Raw genomic sequence first — 17,767 nt, 5'->3', positions numbered from 1 at the left:
CCTTTTATAGATAATTCGGTAACTGGCTGGCTTAGTGTGAACCACCTTAGCCCCTATAGCTTTGCGCAACTATATTTCTATAGTGTTGCCTTGTCGTTGTCTATCTTGAACAGAAGAAACAGCAACAATTATCTATAAATATAATGAGTTTTTTGTATGTTGAATAGGTTAATAAGGCCTATTCTTAGAAATATTTTTTGAATATTGAGTTTACACTGCGATTAGCCTCATTTTTATTGTATAGAGATCATGCAGCATCAGCAGTAGTGTACTCTCTATACTTATATAAAAAAATAAACCTCCACATCAAATTGAAGTGGAGGTTGCGGGCTTTATTAAGGATGACATTTATCTTAAAAGACAATACCAATAATAATGGCCGATAATACACTTACCAGTGTAGCGCCATATAATAGTTTTAAGCCAAATCGTGCAACAACATTGCCTTGTTTTTCATTCAAGCCTTTTACAGCACCTACAATTGTGCCAATAGAACCGAAGTTCGCAAAAGAAATAAGGAATACAGAGACAATGGCTGTTGTGCGCTCGCTTAAATGGTCTTTCACTTTAACAAAGTCCAGCATTGCAACAAATTCATTGGCTACAAGTTTTGTGGCCATAATGCTTCCGGCCTTAACTGCTTCATGCCAGGGTACACCCATTAAAAAGGCAATAGGCGCAAAAACATAACCTAAAATCGCTTGAAAACTCATGCCGAATATACCGCTGAAAATACCATTAATTAAGGCAATTAACCCAACAAATCCAACTAGCATGACACCAACAACTATAGCAACTTTAAAACCGTCCATGATGTATTCGCCTAGCATTTCAAAAAATGTCTGCTTTTCGCCTTCTTGAATATGGATGATATCTTCTTCTGGTGTTACTTCATAAGGATTAATGATAGAAGCAACAATAAAACCACCAAATAAGTTTAAAACCAATGCTGCAACTACATAGCGGGGTTCTAGCATTGTCATATATGAACCGACAATTGACATAGACACCGTTGACATGGCAGAAGCACATAGTGTGTAGAGCCGATGTTTAGGCAAAAAGCCAATTTGGTTTTTGACCGAGATGAATACCTCATTTTGTCCAACGATGGCAGCAGCCACAGCATTGTAAGATTCGAGCTTTCCCATCCCATTGATCTTGCTTAAAACTAGCCCGATATATTTTATGATGAAGGGGAGTATCTTATAGTATTGCAATATCCCGATGATCGCTGACATAAAAACAATTGGCATTAAAACGAATAGGAAGAATGTATGGGCACCTTCATTTGCCATTCCTCCAAAAACAAAATTAGTTCCTTCTGCAGCATAGCCCAGCAGTTTCGAAAAGCTGTTTGCAAATCCTTTAATCAGAAATTCCCCAATGCTTGTCTTAAGTAAAAGAAATCCTAAAATGATCTGCAAAGCCACCATGACAATGATTGGACGATATTTGATCTTCTTCTTATTATTACTTGCAGCCCATCCTAGCAATAGAACTAAAAATAGCCCTACTATTGATATTAAATAATGCATTCTTTTCCCTCCTTATATAATTAAACTGTGCGAATTTAAAAGATTAGCTAGTGAGTTCGTCTCCACTTTAAAGTCTGTTCTAAGATAATCGCTAAAAGGCTTCCGCATATTAATCCATTATTTAAAACAGCAATAATAATGGGCGATAGTTCGCTAAGTGCAGATGTTGGGATGAACATTAAACCAATGCCAACCAGAAGAGAAATACCGCTAATAAAAGCTGTATATTCTTCATCGATTACCTTTTTTAACTCCTTCAAAGAGATGCCGAACATTTTTACAAAAATAACAAATGTGACGGAATAGCCTATAGGTGTAGGTATACTTGCTATAAGGCTCATAATGGGCGGCAATAAAGAAATGCTTACGACAATACTGCAGCCAATGATGAATGCAGCCCGATCTTTCATTCCTGTTTGTTCAACATAGCCCGCCGCACCTGAAATAGGTACCGAGCCAACTGCCCCCAAACAGCCGCACATTAATTGTGTTATACCTGCTACCAATCCAGCACGATTGTAACGATTATCGCTCTTTGAAACTGGAGAATTTACAACACTCTCCATCAAACGTAACGATGCAATAGCATTGGTGATTAGTAAAAGTGTTAATAATAAAGCTGTGGTAATGGTTCCGCTATCAAAGGTAGGCTGTCCGAACGGAAAAAGCTCAGGAAGCCTAATAATTTCGGTCTTATTAATCGTTATAGATACCTTGGTAAAGGCCAAAAATAGAACCCAGCCAATCATTATACTAAGAATAATTGAATATTGTTTGAGTATAGAGAAACGGCTATTGCCGAAAACAAATGTAAGAAAAACGACAATGACACACAACAATAATACTTTGCCATCCAATGCTGGATGGGTAGATGAAATGCCCAACATTCCTTTCATAAATGAGCCGCTCAATTGAAAGATAAGTAAAAACATATAAACAAAAGTAATAGTTGGGGTAAATAAACGGGCAACTTTATCCAGTAGCTTAAATATTGAAAGAATAATAAATACTAAGCCGCTGATGACCATTCCTCCGCATAATGCCTGCAAGGCGGCAATGTGTGAAGTGTACAAAACGCCAACTAAGCTTGCATAAATGGTGAATATGCTCCACCATAATCCAGCTGGCCCTTCATGGATGGGCAGCTTATGGCCAACAAGGGCTTGCAATAGGCCTGCTATTCCTAAAGCAATGATTGTATTTTGAATTAATCCTGATGTTTCGGCCGCTGTTAAATTATATAAATCTGCAATTGCAATTGGAGCTGCAATCGCACCAGCAACCATAAAGATCATCCACTGCAATCCAGATAATATAATCTTCATATTTTCACTCGATTCTTATAATATTGCTTCTATCTAGTCATCTACTAATCTTCGATAATAGTATTAAGGGCCACTTCAACCATCTCGTGGAAAGAACTTTCGCTTTCTTCATGTGTTAAGAACTCACCAGTTAATAATTGACTCCCTACAGTCAAAATAGATAATGCCTTTACACCATACTTAGCAGCCAATGTATAAAGAGCTGTGCTTTCCATTTCAACTGCCAAAACGCCAAACTCCATAAACTTATGAAGTCTATCTAATGTTTCACGGTAGAACTCATCAGAGTTGTAAATATTTCCGACGAAAACATTTACCCCTTTGCTTTGCGCATGTTGATATGCCTTCATTAGTAAATGAAAGTCTGCGGTTGGAGCAAAATTGCTTCCGTAAAAAATTTTCTCTGTCAAATTACTGTCTGAAGAAGCTGATTGGGCAATTACAATGTCACGAACCTGAATCTCCTTTTGCATAGCGCCACAAGATCCTATGCGCACTAATTTATTTACACCATAATCATTGATCAATTCAGTACCATAAATACTCATGGATGGATTTCCCATCCCAGTACCCTGCACTGAAATGGGAGTTCCTTTATACGTGCCTGTATAACCATACATTCCTCTTACTTCACTATAGCAATAGGCATTCTCCAAAAAGTTCTCAGCCACAAACCTTGCCCGTAATGGATCTCCAGGAAGCAATACACGTTCTGCTATTTCTCCTTTTTGCGCGCCCAAATGTCTACTCATATCAATTCCTCCAATAAATCTAATTTTTTATATAAACTCTAGTAAACGCTTCCATTTTCAATTAAAAAAGCTCAAAGTGATTCCAAGACAAACTTGGAACTACTTTGAGCATAAGGCTTTTAACTTTTCGAAACTAGATAAGAATTTTACTATGAATACAGAAAAAATTTGACCAAATTATCGTAGCAACTCTTTTCTTATATTCTCTAAGTCTCTTTTAGAAGGAATGGTGGATATGGTTACAACAGGTACAGCCTCTAAAGAAACAGGCAAGTTGCTAATGACAAAGTCAATATGATGCTGTTGTACCATCTCATCCGTCAATTCTTTCATTATAGATGTATCGATTATTAATTGGTCGCCAATTTCTTTTTTTATTAAATTGGCAATATAGTGCCGAATCGAAAATTCCTCTCCCATTATAAGAAAGGCCTTTTTACTTTTATAACGTAAACTTGAACGGACAAGCAAGGTCAATTTTGTTAAATGGTAATCATTATATAAAATGGATGGATGTAAAGCTTGCCACTTCTTCATGCAAATATCCAGTTCTTGATAAATCTGTTGACACTCTTTCTGAACATACATTGTTAAAACGCTTTTTGTCACCGCCATCCAGCCAGGAATGGCATTATCAATTAAAAGCTTCTCAAAGAACTTATATATTTCTAACTGGAATTGTTCTTTTTCTTCTATGTGCACATAGTAGTCTGTCAACAGCAAGATTAACTCATTGCCCATATGGAATTCCGGCTTATTTCTATATAATTCTATCTCTTTTCCTGGGGTCATTTCAGAGCCTTCATAGTAATGATATTGACTAAGGCTAAACTGTGATTGCATAAAATACACTTCGTTCTTTGGGAGTTCGACTAGGATTTTTTCTTCCATTTTTTCTGCTAATTCTTTTACCGGGATATGAAAGGAGCCTTCTTCCCAGGGATAATTATCTTCTTCAATAGTCACAAATTCACCTTTTGCCGCTCTCTGCAAAATGATAGCCACTAAAAAGGTTAATCGCCGTTTAGAATTAATAAAGTAAACTATATTTTGCTGACTTTCTAAGCTTGTTATAAGCTGTTGGATATATTCAAAGCTGATATTCTGAAAAGGCCACCCTGTGAATTTATATGCATTTTCATATAACTTCCAATAAAAATATCGGATATTTAATTCATTCCCTTTTACCCTTGGAGCCGAATAGGTAATCTGCAGTTTATACGGCTTTAAATCATTATTATTTAATTGCACAATTAACTTTTTTAATGATGAAGCACTCATAAATAAAAGCTCGGCAATTTCTTCTAAAGAGTGCTTGCCGCCGCTTGTAAACAATAAATTCATTAATCTGTAATAGATGGTTTGCCGGAAAATACTAGAGATGACTTCACTGATAGTGTTGCTTTGGCCATCACGTTGAAGATAAATCCCTTTTCCTCTCGATACAAGGATCGAAATATCAGATGGCATCTGCTTATTTAAACGTTCTGTTATTTTTCGAATTGTTTTATCAGAGCTTCCTAACTCCTTTTTAACCTCTGTTAAAGTAAACCATCTTTCCTCCGAATCGAGTAAAAGCAATAATTGGCGTGCTGCTATGTAATCTTTATCCAACTTCCCATCCCTTTCCAGTCAATCGATTGGCTTGTTTAGAAATCTTGATATTTTTAATTATAACAACAGATGCAAGGATCAAGTGATTAATAAGGAGTACAATGAGATAAGCTTTAAAGAAGGGAAATATAAATAACTTAGAGCAGGTGGCAGGTATGAACAGTTACATAAAACAACTGGTTGAATTATATAACCAACATAAGGATGAAGAATACGCGAACTGGTCACAAAATTATTTGCGCAATCAATTTCTGTTTTTAGGGATTCGAACACCTATCCGCAGAAAGCTGACGAAACAATTTTTGATCGAATATGGTGTTCCCGCAAAAGAAAACCTAAAAGAGATTATTCTTACATTATGGGATCTACCCGAAAGAGAGTATCAAAAGGCGGCGCTCGATATACTAGAGAAGGTAAAAAAGGAACTTACGCCTGATGATATGCCGTGGCTATGTTCTTTGTTGGTGACGAAATCATGGTGGGATACGGTGGATGTACTTTCGCCCCATATAATGGGGTATTTGTTTACAGCCTATCCACAGTTGATTTCTTCGTATGCAGATGAGTGGATTTTAAACGACAATATATGGTTACAAAGATCAGCATTACTGTACCAGCTTCGATATAGGGAACAAACAGACGAAGATCGCTTATTACACTATATTCGTACAAGAGCCGACAGCAATGAATTCTTTATTCAAAAAGCGATAGGATGGGTCTTGAGAGAATATGGGAAGACTAACCCTGATGCAGTAAAGGAGTTCGTAGCAACAAATCAATTAAAACCGCTTAGTAAACGTGAGGCCTTGAAAAGACTCTAGAGAAGATAAAGAAAAGTCCCCAAACACCGTTTTGGGACTTTTTTTAATGTTATAATATCGCTAGAATTCCAAATAGGAGGCTAAAATGAAAACTTTTGGTAAACGTAATTACGATTTAAATTATTGGAAAAGAACTGGAGCATATGCTGTTATTCAAAATGACCAACAACAATTCTTATGTGTCGAAGATTTGGATGGGAATTTATTTTTAGTTGGTGGAGGGATTGAAATAGATGAATCGCCTGAAGTTGCATTATTAAGAGAGAGCATTGAGGAAACAGGTCATGAAATTCGAATCGTTGAGCAGATAGGTAAAGCTGAAAGACATTGGGTTTCAGCAAAATATCCTCGCGACTCTCAGCACAATATCGGAATATTATACACTTGTAAACTATTAGAAAAGATAGCTGAACCAGTTGAAAAAGAAAAAATGCGCTGGGTTGATTTCAATTATTTAGAAAAGCATCTTTTCCATGAACATCATTTATACTTACTAAAACAGTATTTAAATATTTCATAATTTCACCTTAAAGCCAAGAATGATAAAAAAGTAAACTTACGAAGAAATGAGTGCTCCAATGAATATAGAAAAAGTTAAATTAATGTATGACAAAATAAACGTGGATAATAATCTTATAGCAATAGTGGCGTGTGTGTTTTGGGCAATTGTTTTAGTGGCTATATTAGTTGAATTTGTAAAAACGAAAAAGACAGGTGCAGCTATTGTAGGGAATTCAATTTCAATAGTAATTGTAATGGCGATTTTGATAACTCTAACAATGAATATTGTACAATCCAGAGATGCCATTACAGAGCCAGAGTGGAAAGTGAATTATTTAAAACCATATTTACAAACTAAATCAGTTACTAACATAGAATTAGAACATATTGAACAAGTTTTAAATAAGCCTAATCATTTAACGAATAGTGTTTTTGTTGAAGAAAAGAACGTCAAAAATTATTTTAAATTAACTTTTAAAAATAAAAAGAGTATTTATATATCAGCAAAAGTAAAAATGAGTAAGACAAATCAAAGCTATATGACCTTTAAAAAAATAAGTGCTGATATATCTCAGAAATATAATCAAAACACATACTTTGATCCGGTAATTTATGTTCAGAAGGGTTATATACCAGTTCATGAATAGGGGATGTAACTGGGAATGGATTCAGACAATAAGAAAAGAGCAGCATTAGCTGCTCTTTTTTATTGCTATCATACGTCTAATAAAGGATATAACAAAAAATAAAGCGATGAAAAATAACAGAGTAAAAGTTATATCAAAATAATTAATGTGCATTTAACATTCTCTCTTTTCCATACTATTTTTCTGCGCGAAGCGATAAGATAAATCAAAACAAATGCAGTTATAATAAACTCTGAGAATCGTACTCTTAGTTCGTTGTTTTGTATATTTACTGTACACTAAAAATTTACAGTTTACAACTTAAAAGGATATATTATCTACTGTTATGAACGGATAAAAATTGTTCTGTTTACACAAGGTGTTGTAAGGTAATAAAGAGTTACAATAAGAAGTAATATAAAGATGAAGGGAGTACGCAGATGAAAACTTTTTTTAGATCCATCTATTCGGTTATTTTATTTGGAGCAGGGGTCCTGCATTTCGTCCATGAACCCGGTTTCCGCAGAATCGTTCCGGAAATCCTCCCATTCCGTCGAGCTATTGTATTAGTGACAGGCGTGTTTGAGATTATCTTTTCTGTATTGCTTTGGGTGAAAAAAGGTCAAGCCATTACAAGTAAATTGTTAGCGTTCTTTATGGTGGCCGTTTTTCCGGCAAATGTGTATATGACAATAAAGAAAATATCATTCAAGCCAGGTCAAAAAGCAAATCCTTTAATCCTATGGCTTCGTCTGCCACTACAAATCCCTTTGATTATGGGAGCTCTAAAGCTTGGAAAAAGAGAAAATTAAAGTTGAGAAGAACACATTCTGTCGAAGCGTATGTGGTACTCTAGGCTTAGAACAAAACAAAAAAACCGTATTCAAGAGTTCACCTCTGAATACGATTTTTTTATGAAAAATTAGTTAAGGCTATTTAATCAATCGTATATTACATTTTTTCCTTCTTCACTTAATTTTTTTAAAGACGTGATCATATGATTTATTTCTTCATCAGAATGCCTTTCCCATGAACCTAATTCAGCTACAATTTTCAAAGGAGATTTGGACCTATAAGAACGTGTAGGGTTTCCTGGGAATCTTTTGTCAGTTAAGTTCGGATCATTCTCAAAATCACCTAATGGTTCTACAATATAGATTCTCTCTTTTGAATTAGTTCTGGCTAATTCAGCACCCCATTTAGCTGCGTTTAATGTGGCAGTAAAATAGATATAGTTAGATTTTTTATCCTGATAATTGGATAAGTATAATGGTTCAAGCAGTTCTCCAATTTTCAGATTTGCTTTCGTACCGTGAAAGAAAGGCCCAGGATCTAAGGTATTCGTTTGGTTATTCATATAGCAACTCTCCTTATTTGTAGACTTTCGTATTACAGTATAAGGCAGGATCAGAGCGAAAAAACAGTCTATAAATAATATTTAGGTTGGGTTATAATGTAAGTAGAGGCAAGGGGTTAATGGTATTATTTTTAACCATGATTTTATCTGATTATACATAAATGGGAAAACTCCACTTTTTTTACGACTGCGTTTCCTAACGCTTTTATTGTCGTATATGAAGTGGTTTTTTTCTTTCTGTATTTCTCAAGGGGATGGAAAGATGAATAAAGGAAAAGCTATGATGTTAGTTTTTTCAGTACTAACATTTGGTTTATGTTTAATGTAAGGTGCTTTCTCTTTGGGTAATTAAAATTGAAACTGTTTCAGCTGCTGCTGAATAAGTTTAAAAAATAGTCCATTAGAATAATCTTTGATTAGATCCGTTTACTGAAAATGGTAGCATTCTTAATTAATTAAAATAACTTTTAGTTTAAATAGGTAAATATATCTATCTTGATTAATGCATTTCTATTATAATATTTTAAGAATGACATTTTTTTCGAAGTATTAATCGGAAAAAAGCGAATGAGTATTAATTTAGGGAAAAAGATGTCATGATTTTTAGTTGCGTTTTTATTTACAAGTACTATTCCTGAATACGTAGGGTTAGCGTATTTTGAAGAAGTAAAAACTAAACGTACACCGAATATTAAAACGTACTAGCAACTTATTAAAGGAGACTTTTCTACATCATCGTTATTCAAAACAATTAATTAAAAAAGCAAGGTCATTAAAATGACTTAGAATGTTATATAAAATCTAATTCCTAAGTTAAGGGTCAACGTACACTTTAAAGTATTGAGTTAAAACTATTGTTGTCCCAAATGATATAGAAGGTCCTATAACACTTATGTTTGGTAATAGAAAATATAAGTATAAATAGAAAGGATAAAAATATATGAATATAAAAAAATTATTTTTAGTTAATATATTACCCTTATTTATTCTACACTTATTCTTGTTTATCTTTTCTAAAGCAACACATTCGGCAGACTTAAAAAGTCTAGAATTTGATTTAATTTTATTAACACCTCTTATTTTATTTATAATTAATTACTCAATAAAAGTTGAAGAAGAAAATGTTCAGTTCTGGTGGATGCATATAATTTTTATTATTTTAGGGAATGCTGTAGGTTTGTTTTTTTACTTTTTAAATACAGGAATAACCTTAAAACATGGCTTGCCTGATAATCCTGCTGATTATGAATCAGCAGGAATCGCCACATTAATATATTATTTAACGATTTTACAATGCATAATCGGTTCCATCTTTTCTCAGATTTTGCTATTTAGGAAATTCAAAAAGAGATAAAAACTTAGAAGGATTTAAATGCTAAAAGACTTTATTCCTCTTTAGTCAGTATTGAGGGTATGCTTTTATACTTTACGCTTGTTGGTAGGCCGTTTAATAAGGGGGAGCAAATTTATAAAGTTAATAATGCGCAGTCTTTAAGCAGGTCAAAACTGGCGCAGGTATAGCCAAAGCTACTCCCGTTAATTACTTTTCTATTCTTTCAATTATTAATACGTATGTAAGTTAAGAACCCAGTCTTTTAATAGGCTGGGTTTTTTATTAGTCAAACTTGTTCATTTGAAGGAAAACCCTTCTTACTTGGAGAAGAAATTACTACTGGATATAAATAAAAAACGGTCCTATAAAAGCAGATAATGACAAGTTTTATGGCCATGAAATTAGTATTCTTAATTCAAGGAGGTGCGATATGGAGTGGATTGATTCTTTACAGAGGGCAATAAACTTTATAGAAGAACATTTGTTAGAGGAAATGACAATCGACGATATAGCAAAAGAGGCACAAGCATCCGTTTTTCATTTTCAACGAACATTCAATATTTTGACTGATAGTACCGTTGGAGAGTATATAAGACGAAGACGGTTAACCTTAGCTGCGCAGGAACTCTCTAATACGAAAAATAAAGTTATTGATATTGCCTTTAAATATGGTTATGAAACTCCTGAATCGTTTACCAAAGCATTTCGAAGGCAGCACGGGATAACACCTAGAGAAGCGCGGTTTAATAAAGGGATGCTTAATTCTTATAACCGCCTGGTCATCCAGGTGAGTCTGAAAGGGGCAGAGCCGATGAAGTATAAAATTGTTGAAAGAGAAAGTTTTAAGGTAGTAGGGATAAAAAGAGAGTTTTCAACTGTAAATGATGAAAACCTTAAAGGGATACCTAAACTGTGGGATCAAGTGAATAAAGACGGTACGGACGATCTTTTATTTAGCTTGAACAATGGAAAAATTAATGGAGTTCTTGGTGTATGTGCTGCTACAACGGAAAGCAAAAGTGATTTATTTGATTATTGGATAGCTACAGAATATGCTGGTACAACACCTGAAGGTTTGGAAACACTTGATATTCCCGCTACTAGATGGGCAGTTTTTGAGGTTCACGGACCCATGCCAGATGCTATGCAACGAGTGTGGAAGCAGATTTTTCAAGAGTGGTTTCCCTCAAATTCATATGAGCACGCGGGTACCCCAGAATTAGAAGTATATTCAGATGAGGACCCTTCGAGTGAGGATTTATATTCTGAGATATGGATTCCTTTGAAGCAAAAGGCGAATTAAAAACCAATTATTTAGATTAATAACCAGTCATAATAGGCTGGTTTTTTATGTGTTTAAAGGATTTACGGCTTGCTCACAATGATGGCGGTTAAAGAAAAAAGGAGCAATCCTAACATCACAGTAGGTTGCTCCTTATAAATTATATAGTTTGCATTTGTCATAGAAGCTGGTTTTGCTAATTTGTAGCAACTTGGCGGCTTCTTGTTTATTTCCTTTTGTTACAGCTAACGCGCGGCGAATCGCCGACATTTCAGCCTGAGCGACTGAATCTTTTAAGGGGCTTAAAGGAATAGTAGTCTGACCTTCAAATGGAGTGTCCTTTGGATCCTCTGCTACATCCTGTAAATATAAAGGCAGGTGAAATAGCTCAATGGTTTTCCCGTCGAGTACATTGATGGCACGTTCTAAAACGTTCTCCAGTTCACGAATATTGCCAGGCCACATATGGCTTTGGAGCCTTTGAATTACTTCCGGTGAAAGAGATAGATCCTCCCGGTAAAATTTCTTCCCTAGCTTTTCTAATAAATGCAGACTAATAATCGGAATATCAGCTTTCCGTTTGTGTAGAGGGGGAATGTCGATCTTAATGACATTTAATCGGTAATATAAATCTTGTCGAAACTTTCCCTCTTGCACCATTTTTTCTAAATTCCGATGTGTGGCGGCGATGACACGAACATCGATTGGGATGGATTGCTGGCTACCGATGGGCTGTACTTCTTTTTCTTGCAGAACTCTTAGTAGCTTGCTTTGCATAGAAAGGGGCATGTCACCGATTTCATCCAGAAAAATTGTCCCTAGGTTTGAGTTTTGAAATTGTCCTTTTTTGCCGCCTTTTTTAGCTCCGGTAAAGGTGCCTTCCTCATAGCCGAATAGCTCAGATTCCAATAAATGGTCGGGAATAGAGGCGCAATTAATGGGGACGAAAGGAAATGATGCACGAGGGCTGCCCGAGTGAATGGCATGCGCAAATAGTTCCTTTCCTGTGCCCGATTCACCCAACAGCAAAACAGACGATTGGCTTCCAGCTACTCTTTCCGCCAGTTTTTTTGCAGCTATGAAGTCTGTGCTACTCCCGATTAAATCATCAAAGGTGTATTTGCTTTTCAATTCCTTTTCGAACCGAGTTTTATAATAGGCGAGCTCATCGACCAGTGACTGAATCTTTCGCTGATATTTCTGCCATTCCTCTGGATTGCTGAACATCACCGTGCCTAGGGCTCCAACCAGTTCGCCATCTATAATTAGAGGGAAACGGTTCGCGATCATTTCGCTACCATTAATCGATTGGACAGCAGCCAGTTCTGCACGGCCGGTCTCTGCCACGATATGCATACGAGTATTTTCGATCACATCTTCAATATGCCTGCCAATCGCCCAATCAACAGTGGTTCCAATAAAATCGCAATAAGCAGTATTAATATAGAGAATGATTCCTTGGCGATTTACTAAAACAATTCGCTCTGCTGCTAGATTGATAATCTTTTCAAGCCAGTTAAAGGGAATATTTTGAAATCCGTTCATCATTTGCCTCCCTTTTTAATATCTAATAACTCTATTATAGCAAAAGAATATTAAAATATTTAAAATTTAAAAAACTTCATACAGTGCTATAAAGTAATAAACCGCATGAAAGGGAGTACCTTCATGCGGTAATAGGCTCTCTTATTGAACAGTATAGCCACCATCAAGAACCACTGCTTGCCCGGTAACACCCTTTGCTTTATCGCTGGCTAAGAAGACAGCGTAATCCGCGATTTCTTCTACAGTGAGCAGTCTTTTTTGAGGAATGAATGGGAAGAGTACGTCTTCCATCACTTTATCCAGTTCGACACCGCGAGTTGCCGCTAGGTCTGAAAGTTGATTACGTACTAATGGCGTATCTACATAACCGGGGCAAAGTGCGTTGACAGTAATACCTTGCTCTGCTCCTTCTAATGCAGCTACTTTGGTTAATCCGATGACACCGTGCTTTGCACTATTGTAGGCAGCTTTTCCGGCAAAACCAATCAGTCCGTTGATGGAAGCCATATTAATGACTCTGCCAAAGCCTTGTTGTTTCATAATAGGAAATACATGTTTGATCCCCACAAACGGCGCTGTAAGCATGACATCGATCATTTGCTTGAATTTAGCTGTTGGAAAGTCTTCGATATTTGATACATGCTGCAGGCCTGCGTTATTAATTAAGATATCTATCCGTCCAAAGGCTTGATAGGTTTTTTCAATGCTTTTTGCAAATGCCTCTTCGTCACTTACATCACATGGAGCGGCGATCGCCTCAAAGCCTTGTTCTTTTAACTCGTTGACTACTGCGATTGTCGCTTCTTCCTTCAAATCAGAAATCGCTACTTTTGCACCTTCCTTGGCAAAAACTTTCGCAATTTCAAGGCCGATGCCGCTTGCTGCTCCCGTAATCAAAGCTGTTTTTCCTTCTAATAACATTCCCATGTTCGTTCCCTCCGTTTTTCTGTAGTTGTTATTATTGATGTATAAGCAGTTGTGGGCTCACGGTAAAAGAAGCTTCCGTTTTTTCTTGTACTTCTTCTAAGGTGGCGCCATCCACCAGTTCTATTAATACCATTCCACTTGAAGTGAATTCAAAAACAGCCAAATCCGTAATTAAACAATGCACAACATTCTTACCTGTTAAAGGAAGGGTACATATTTGTTTTACTTTTGATTCGCCATGCTTATTGACGTGCTCCATAACCACGACTACTTTTTTTGCACCGTTCACAAGATCCATCGCGCCGCCCATTCCTTTTACCATCTTCCCTGGAATCATCCAGTTGGCGAGATCGCCAGTTTCCGAAACCTCCATACCGCCAAGGATAGCCAAATCAATATGGCCACCGCGAATCATGGCAAATGATTCTGCGCTATCAAAAAAGGCAGCACCGGGCACAGCTGTTACAGTTTCCTTTCCAGCATTAATTAAATCTGGATCTACCTCAGCGGGGGTAGGGTAAGGACCGATCCCTAGTAGCCCGTTTTCAGATTGAAGCAACACGTTGATGGAAGGGGGAATTTCATTAGCAAGCAGAGTAGGTATGCCAATGCCTAAATTTACATTCATACCATCTTTTATTTCTAATACAGCACGTTGAATAATTTTTTGTCTTACGTCCATGAAAAATCTCCTTTCTCCACTTGTACTGTCTTACGTTCAATCCGTTTTTCATATCCGTTGCCTTGTAAGAGCCTTTGTACAAAAATGCTAGGTGTATGAATCTGATCCGGTTGGAGTTCACCTGGTTCTACAATTTCTTCGACTTCAGCTATCGTTACCTTTCCGGCCATAGCAGCCAGAGGATTGAAATTGCGTGCTGTTTTTCGGTATACCAAATTCCCGAGAGTGTCTGCTTTCCATGCTTTTACAAGAGCAAAATCAGCTGTAATGCCTCTTTCAAGGATATACATCTTTCCGTCAAATTCTTTGTGTTCTTTACCTTCAGCAATTTTCGTGCCAACACCTGTTGCTGTATAGAAGCCAGGTATTCCAGCGCCACCCGCTCGGATACGTTCTGCTAATGTACCCTGAGGAACAAGTTCTACCTCTAGCTCACCACTTAAAAATTGCTGTTCAAAGATCTTGTTTTCCCCAACATAAGAGGAAATCATTTTCTTGATTTGTTTATTTGCTAACAATAGGCCAAGTCCCCAATCATCCACGCCACAATTATTACTGATAATGGTTAAGTCTTTTACACCTTTATCTCGAAGCGCGAGGATTGACTTTTCTGGAATGCCGGATAAGCCGAAGCCCCCTACAATAATGGTTGCACCATCTTGTATCTCTTGAATGGCTGATTCAAAGCTTTCATTGATTTTACTCATTTTAGAAGTCTCCCTTTCAAATGAAGGTTACTAGCATAATAGAAACTAGTAACCTTCCAAAAGATTTATACAATACCTGTTAAAGAATAAAGCGCAATGATGAAGAAAACGGCAATTGTTTTAATGATTGTTACAGCAAATATATCTTTGTAAGCTTGGCGATGCGTTAAACCTGTAACGGCAAGGAGAGTAATGACTGCACCATTGTGAGGCAGTGTATCCATGCCGCCAGATGCCATAGCGACAACGCGGTGCATCACTTCAGGCGGAATATTGGCGGCTTCGATCATCTGATTATATTTATCTGCCATGGCACTTAAAGCAATCCCCATACCGCCAGATGCTGAGCCAGTGATACCAGCAAGTGTGGAGGTTGTTACCGCACCATTTACGAGCGGATTCGTGAAGGTATGAGAAATCCCTCCGCTAATAGCTGAGAATCCTGGAAGAGCAGCTATAATTCCACCAAATCCGTATTCTGCACCAGTATTCATGGTCGCGAGTAAAGACCCGCTGATACTTGCATTTAAGCCTTCTTTAAAGTTTACTTTTACTCGATTCCAGTCATATAGAATGGTGGCAAAGATCCCAACAACAAGTGCCATCTCTACAGCCCAGATAGCCGCAACTGCTGAAGTATCAACTACACCAAATGAATCTAGCCCGATTTTTGAAAAGTCGAAGCCGTTTGGATACCATTTCGGAATATAAGTGACGAAAATTTTATTCATTACGCCGACAAGGATTAGAGGTACAAAGGCAAAGATTTGACGGAGTACAGATTGATTTGCCGTAAATTTGATAGCAGGCTCTTCCTTCATCGTTTCAAGAGTAGCAGCCGTTTCTGTTTCGAAGCCATAATAGCCTTCTCCAGCTTTGGCTGCTTTTTTCCTGCGGGATTCTAAATAAAGCAATCCAAAAATTAATACAAATAGTCCGCCAAGAATTCCTAACGTAGGTGCAGCATAAATATCCGTTTTAAAGAAAGAAATCGGAATAACGTTTTGGATTTGCGGGGTACCAGGTATTGCATCCATCGTGAAAGAAAATGCCCCCAATGCGATGGTGCCGGGAATGAGGCGTTTCGGAATATTTGCTTCTCTAAACAGCTGTGCTGCAAATGGATAAACAGCAAAAACAACTACAAATAAGCTAACGCCGCTATATGTCAAAATAGCTCCTAATAAAACGATGGTAAGAATCGCTCTTTTGGCACCGATTAATTTAACAATCGTTTTGGCAATAGATTCTGCAAGGCCAGACATTTCCACAACCTTGCCGAAAATAGCTCCAAGTAAGAAGACAGGAAAATAAGATTTTATAAAACCGACCATTTTCTCCATGAAAACGCCAGAGAAGAAAGGTAATACATAGCTAGGCTCTGTTAATAAAACAGCAAAAAGTGCACAAATAGGCGCGAATAAAATAACTGAAAATCCACGGTAAGCAACAAACATTAATAAACCAAGCGCCAACAGTATGACAATTAAATCCATGAAAATCCCCCTTATTATTATTTCTAAGAAAGCGTTTGCAAAAAAATACATCCTCCTTTTTTGAAAAATCCCCTTCAGCTTAATTTAATTGCAAGAATCATGCCAAAAACATCTGTTTAAGCAAATCCCTTAATTACTGAGAATTCTACGGTGTAATTTGCAAAATTAATTTTAAATTTCCGGATTATCGGATTTTTCATTTTAGAAGCGTTCCGTAAAAGTGGAATTTTCCGATATTACGGAATGATAACTGCTATTAGAAATAATGAAATTATTTCCAATGCAATACTTCAGACGGTTTAGCTTTTTTGGAAAGTGCTATAATAATGACGAGTAGTTAAATCATTTCTAAGGGAGGAATCGAAAATGGCAGATCGTTTTAAAGGGAAAACAGTCATTGTAACTGGTGGAGCAAGTGGTATCGGGGAAGCTACGGTAGTAGAGTTCGCGAAAGAAGGAGCGAATGTCGTGATTTCTGACATGTCTGATAAAGGACAAGCGCTTTCGGATCAATTAAATCAAGATGGATACCAAACCATGTTTATGAAAACAAACGTAACGGAAGAGGAAGAAGTACAACGTTTAGTTGAAGAGACTGTGAGTAAATATGGAAGCTTAGATGTCCTTTTTGCCAATGCAGGAATTGGTGCAGCAACGCTTGTTCATGAAATGAACTATGCTGATTGGAAGAAGGTAATCGATGTCAATCTTAATGGGGTTTTCCTTTGCAATAAATACGCCCTTGCGCAAATGTTAAAACAAGAAAAAGGCGGCGCCATTGTTAATAATGATTCCATCCATGGATTTGTAGGGAAGCCAGGAGTCAGTGCATATGCAGCTTCAAAAGGCGGCGTAAAATTGCTTACACAAACGGCAACCTCTGAATATGCAGCAAAAGGTATTCGCATTAATAATGTAAACCCAGGTTATATCGATACTCCATTGCTTGCTGGCATGCCAGAAGAAGCAAAACAAGAATTGATTGACCTCCATCCAATCGGCCGTTTGGGCAGACCGGAAGAAGTAGCAAAAGCTGTTCTCTTCTTAGCAAGTGATGATGCATCCTTTATCTCAGGAGCAAGTTTGCTGGTTGATGGTGGATATACTGCAGTTTAATAATTTTAAGATAGCTTAAATCCCTTTTCTACTGGAGAAGGGATTTTTTCTTTCGTTACAGGTGGAATATATTACTACCTCACTGTGATTATTTACAACCGCTGTTAGTATATTTTTAACCGTTGCAGCGTCATTTACAACCGCTCGC

The 17,767-nt window shown here is 36.9% G+C and carries 17 protein-coding genes and 1 riboswitch; of the genes, 7 read left to right on the top strand and 10 right to left on the bottom strand.

Annotated features, from left to right (window positions below):
• Positions 1-14: 14 nt before the first annotated feature.
• A riboswitch (cyclic di-GMP riboswitch) is annotated at positions 15-100 on the bottom strand.
• A gap of 253 nt (positions 101-353) precedes the next feature.
• From RST01_RS06360 to RST01_RS06345, 4 genes are all read right to left on the bottom strand, one after another.
• Positions 354-1,535 carry a NupC/NupG family nucleoside CNT transporter gene (locus RST01_RS06360; RefSeq protein WP_147195289.1) on the bottom strand — a complete coding sequence of 394 codons (1,182 nt, stop codon included), beginning with the start codon at positions 1,533-1,535 and terminating at the stop codon, positions 354-356.
• A gap of 47 nt (positions 1,536-1,582) precedes the next feature.
• Entirely contained in the window at positions 1,583-2,860 is a 1,278-nt protein-coding gene (locus tag RST01_RS06355; protein WP_147195287.1) for a purine/pyrimidine permease, read from the bottom strand.
• Between the two features lie 44 nt (positions 2,861-2,904).
• A complete protein-coding gene (deoD, locus tag RST01_RS06350; protein WP_066784006.1) occupies positions 2,905-3,612 on the bottom strand; it encodes a purine-nucleoside phosphorylase in 708 nt (235 codons plus the stop codon).
• 177 nt (positions 3,613-3,789) lie between these two features.
• A complete protein-coding gene (locus tag RST01_RS06345; RefSeq protein WP_147195284.1) occupies positions 3,790-5,226 on the bottom strand; it encodes an AcpB/EbpR/MafR family transcriptional regulator in 1,437 nt (478 codons plus the stop codon).
• Between the two features lie 155 nt (positions 5,227-5,381).
• Here RST01_RS06345 and RST01_RS06340 point away from each other — a divergent pair, with 155 nt between their 5' ends.
• The 4 genes from RST01_RS06340 (at position 5,382) to RST01_RS06325 (ending at position 7,986) form a co-directional block, all read left to right on the top strand.
• The gene (locus RST01_RS06340) at positions 5,382-6,047 is read left to right on the top strand and encodes a DNA alkylation repair protein (RefSeq protein ID WP_147195282.1); all 666 of its coding nucleotides are present in this window, start codon (positions 5,382-5,384) and stop codon (positions 6,045-6,047) included.
• Between the two features lie 85 nt (positions 6,048-6,132).
• Positions 6,133-6,567, top strand: coding sequence for an NUDIX hydrolase (locus RST01_RS06335; protein WP_147195280.1), 435 nt, complete (start codon positions 6,133-6,135; stop codon positions 6,565-6,567).
• Between the two features lie 58 nt (positions 6,568-6,625).
• A complete protein-coding gene (locus tag RST01_RS06330) occupies positions 6,626-7,195 on the top strand; it encodes a hypothetical protein (protein ID WP_147195278.1) in 570 nt (189 codons plus the stop codon).
• A 419-nt stretch (positions 7,196-7,614) separates the two neighbouring features.
• Positions 7,615-7,986: a DoxX family protein gene (locus RST01_RS06325; RefSeq protein ID WP_147195276.1), complete on the top strand. Its 372-nt coding sequence runs from the start codon at positions 7,615-7,617 to the stop codon at positions 7,984-7,986.
• Between the two features lie 128 nt (positions 7,987-8,114).
• On the opposite strand, the gene arr is transcribed toward RST01_RS06325, so the two are convergent.
• Entirely contained in the window at positions 8,115-8,531 is a 417-nt protein-coding gene (gene arr / locus RST01_RS06320) for an NAD(+)--rifampin ADP-ribosyltransferase (protein ID WP_147195274.1), read from the bottom strand.
• Positions 8,532-9,471: 940 nt separating this feature from the next.
• Between arr and RST01_RS06315 the strand changes: the two genes are divergently transcribed.
• Complete coding sequence (locus tag RST01_RS06315) at positions 9,472-9,885, top strand: hypothetical protein (protein WP_147195272.1); 414 nt, start codon at positions 9,472-9,474, stop codon at positions 9,883-9,885.
• 409 nt (positions 9,886-10,294) lie between these two features.
• Entirely contained in the window at positions 10,295-11,167 is an 873-nt protein-coding gene (locus RST01_RS06310; protein WP_147195270.1) for an AraC family transcriptional regulator, read from the top strand.
• A gap of 132 nt (positions 11,168-11,299) precedes the next feature.
• On the opposite strand, the gene RST01_RS06305 is transcribed toward RST01_RS06310, so the two are convergent.
• From RST01_RS06305 to RST01_RS06285, 5 genes are all read right to left on the bottom strand, one after another.
• On the bottom strand, positions 11,300-12,691 hold the full coding sequence (locus tag RST01_RS06305) for a sigma-54 interaction domain-containing protein (RefSeq protein ID WP_244946661.1): 1,392 nt from the start codon (positions 12,689-12,691) through the stop codon (positions 11,300-11,302).
• A 141-nt stretch (positions 12,692-12,832) separates the two neighbouring features.
• Positions 12,833-13,618, bottom strand: coding sequence for a 3-hydroxybutyrate dehydrogenase (locus tag RST01_RS06300; RefSeq protein ID WP_147195266.1), 786 nt, complete (start codon positions 13,616-13,618; stop codon positions 12,833-12,835).
• A 31-nt stretch (positions 13,619-13,649) separates the two neighbouring features.
• Entirely contained in the window at positions 13,650-14,300 is a 651-nt protein-coding gene (locus RST01_RS06295; protein WP_147195264.1) for a 3-oxoacid CoA-transferase subunit B, read from the bottom strand.
• Positions 14,291-15,007, bottom strand: coding sequence for a CoA transferase subunit A (locus RST01_RS06290; protein ID WP_147195262.1), 717 nt, complete (start codon positions 15,005-15,007; stop codon positions 14,291-14,293). Before RST01_RS06290 ends, RST01_RS06295 begins: the two co-directional genes overlap by 10 nt.
• Before the next feature lie 65 nt (positions 15,008-15,072).
• Positions 15,073-16,503 carry a GntP family permease gene (locus tag RST01_RS06285; protein WP_147195261.1) on the bottom strand — a complete coding sequence of 477 codons (1,431 nt, stop codon included), beginning with the start codon at positions 16,501-16,503 and terminating at the stop codon, positions 15,073-15,075.
• 366 nt (positions 16,504-16,869) lie between these two features.
• Here RST01_RS06285 and RST01_RS06280 point away from each other — a divergent pair, with 366 nt between their 5' ends.
• Complete coding sequence (locus RST01_RS06280) at positions 16,870-17,619, top strand: SDR family NAD(P)-dependent oxidoreductase (protein WP_147195259.1); 750 nt, start codon at positions 16,870-16,872, stop codon at positions 17,617-17,619.
• Positions 17,620-17,767: the final 148 nt, after the last annotated feature.

The organism is Rummeliibacillus stabekisii (assembly GCF_007988965.1).
GTDB lineage: Bacteria > Bacillota > Bacilli > Bacillales_A > Planococcaceae > Rummeliibacillus > Rummeliibacillus stabekisii.
Note: the sequence above shows the minus strand (reverse complement) of the source record. Positions and strands in the feature narration are given on the sequence as shown.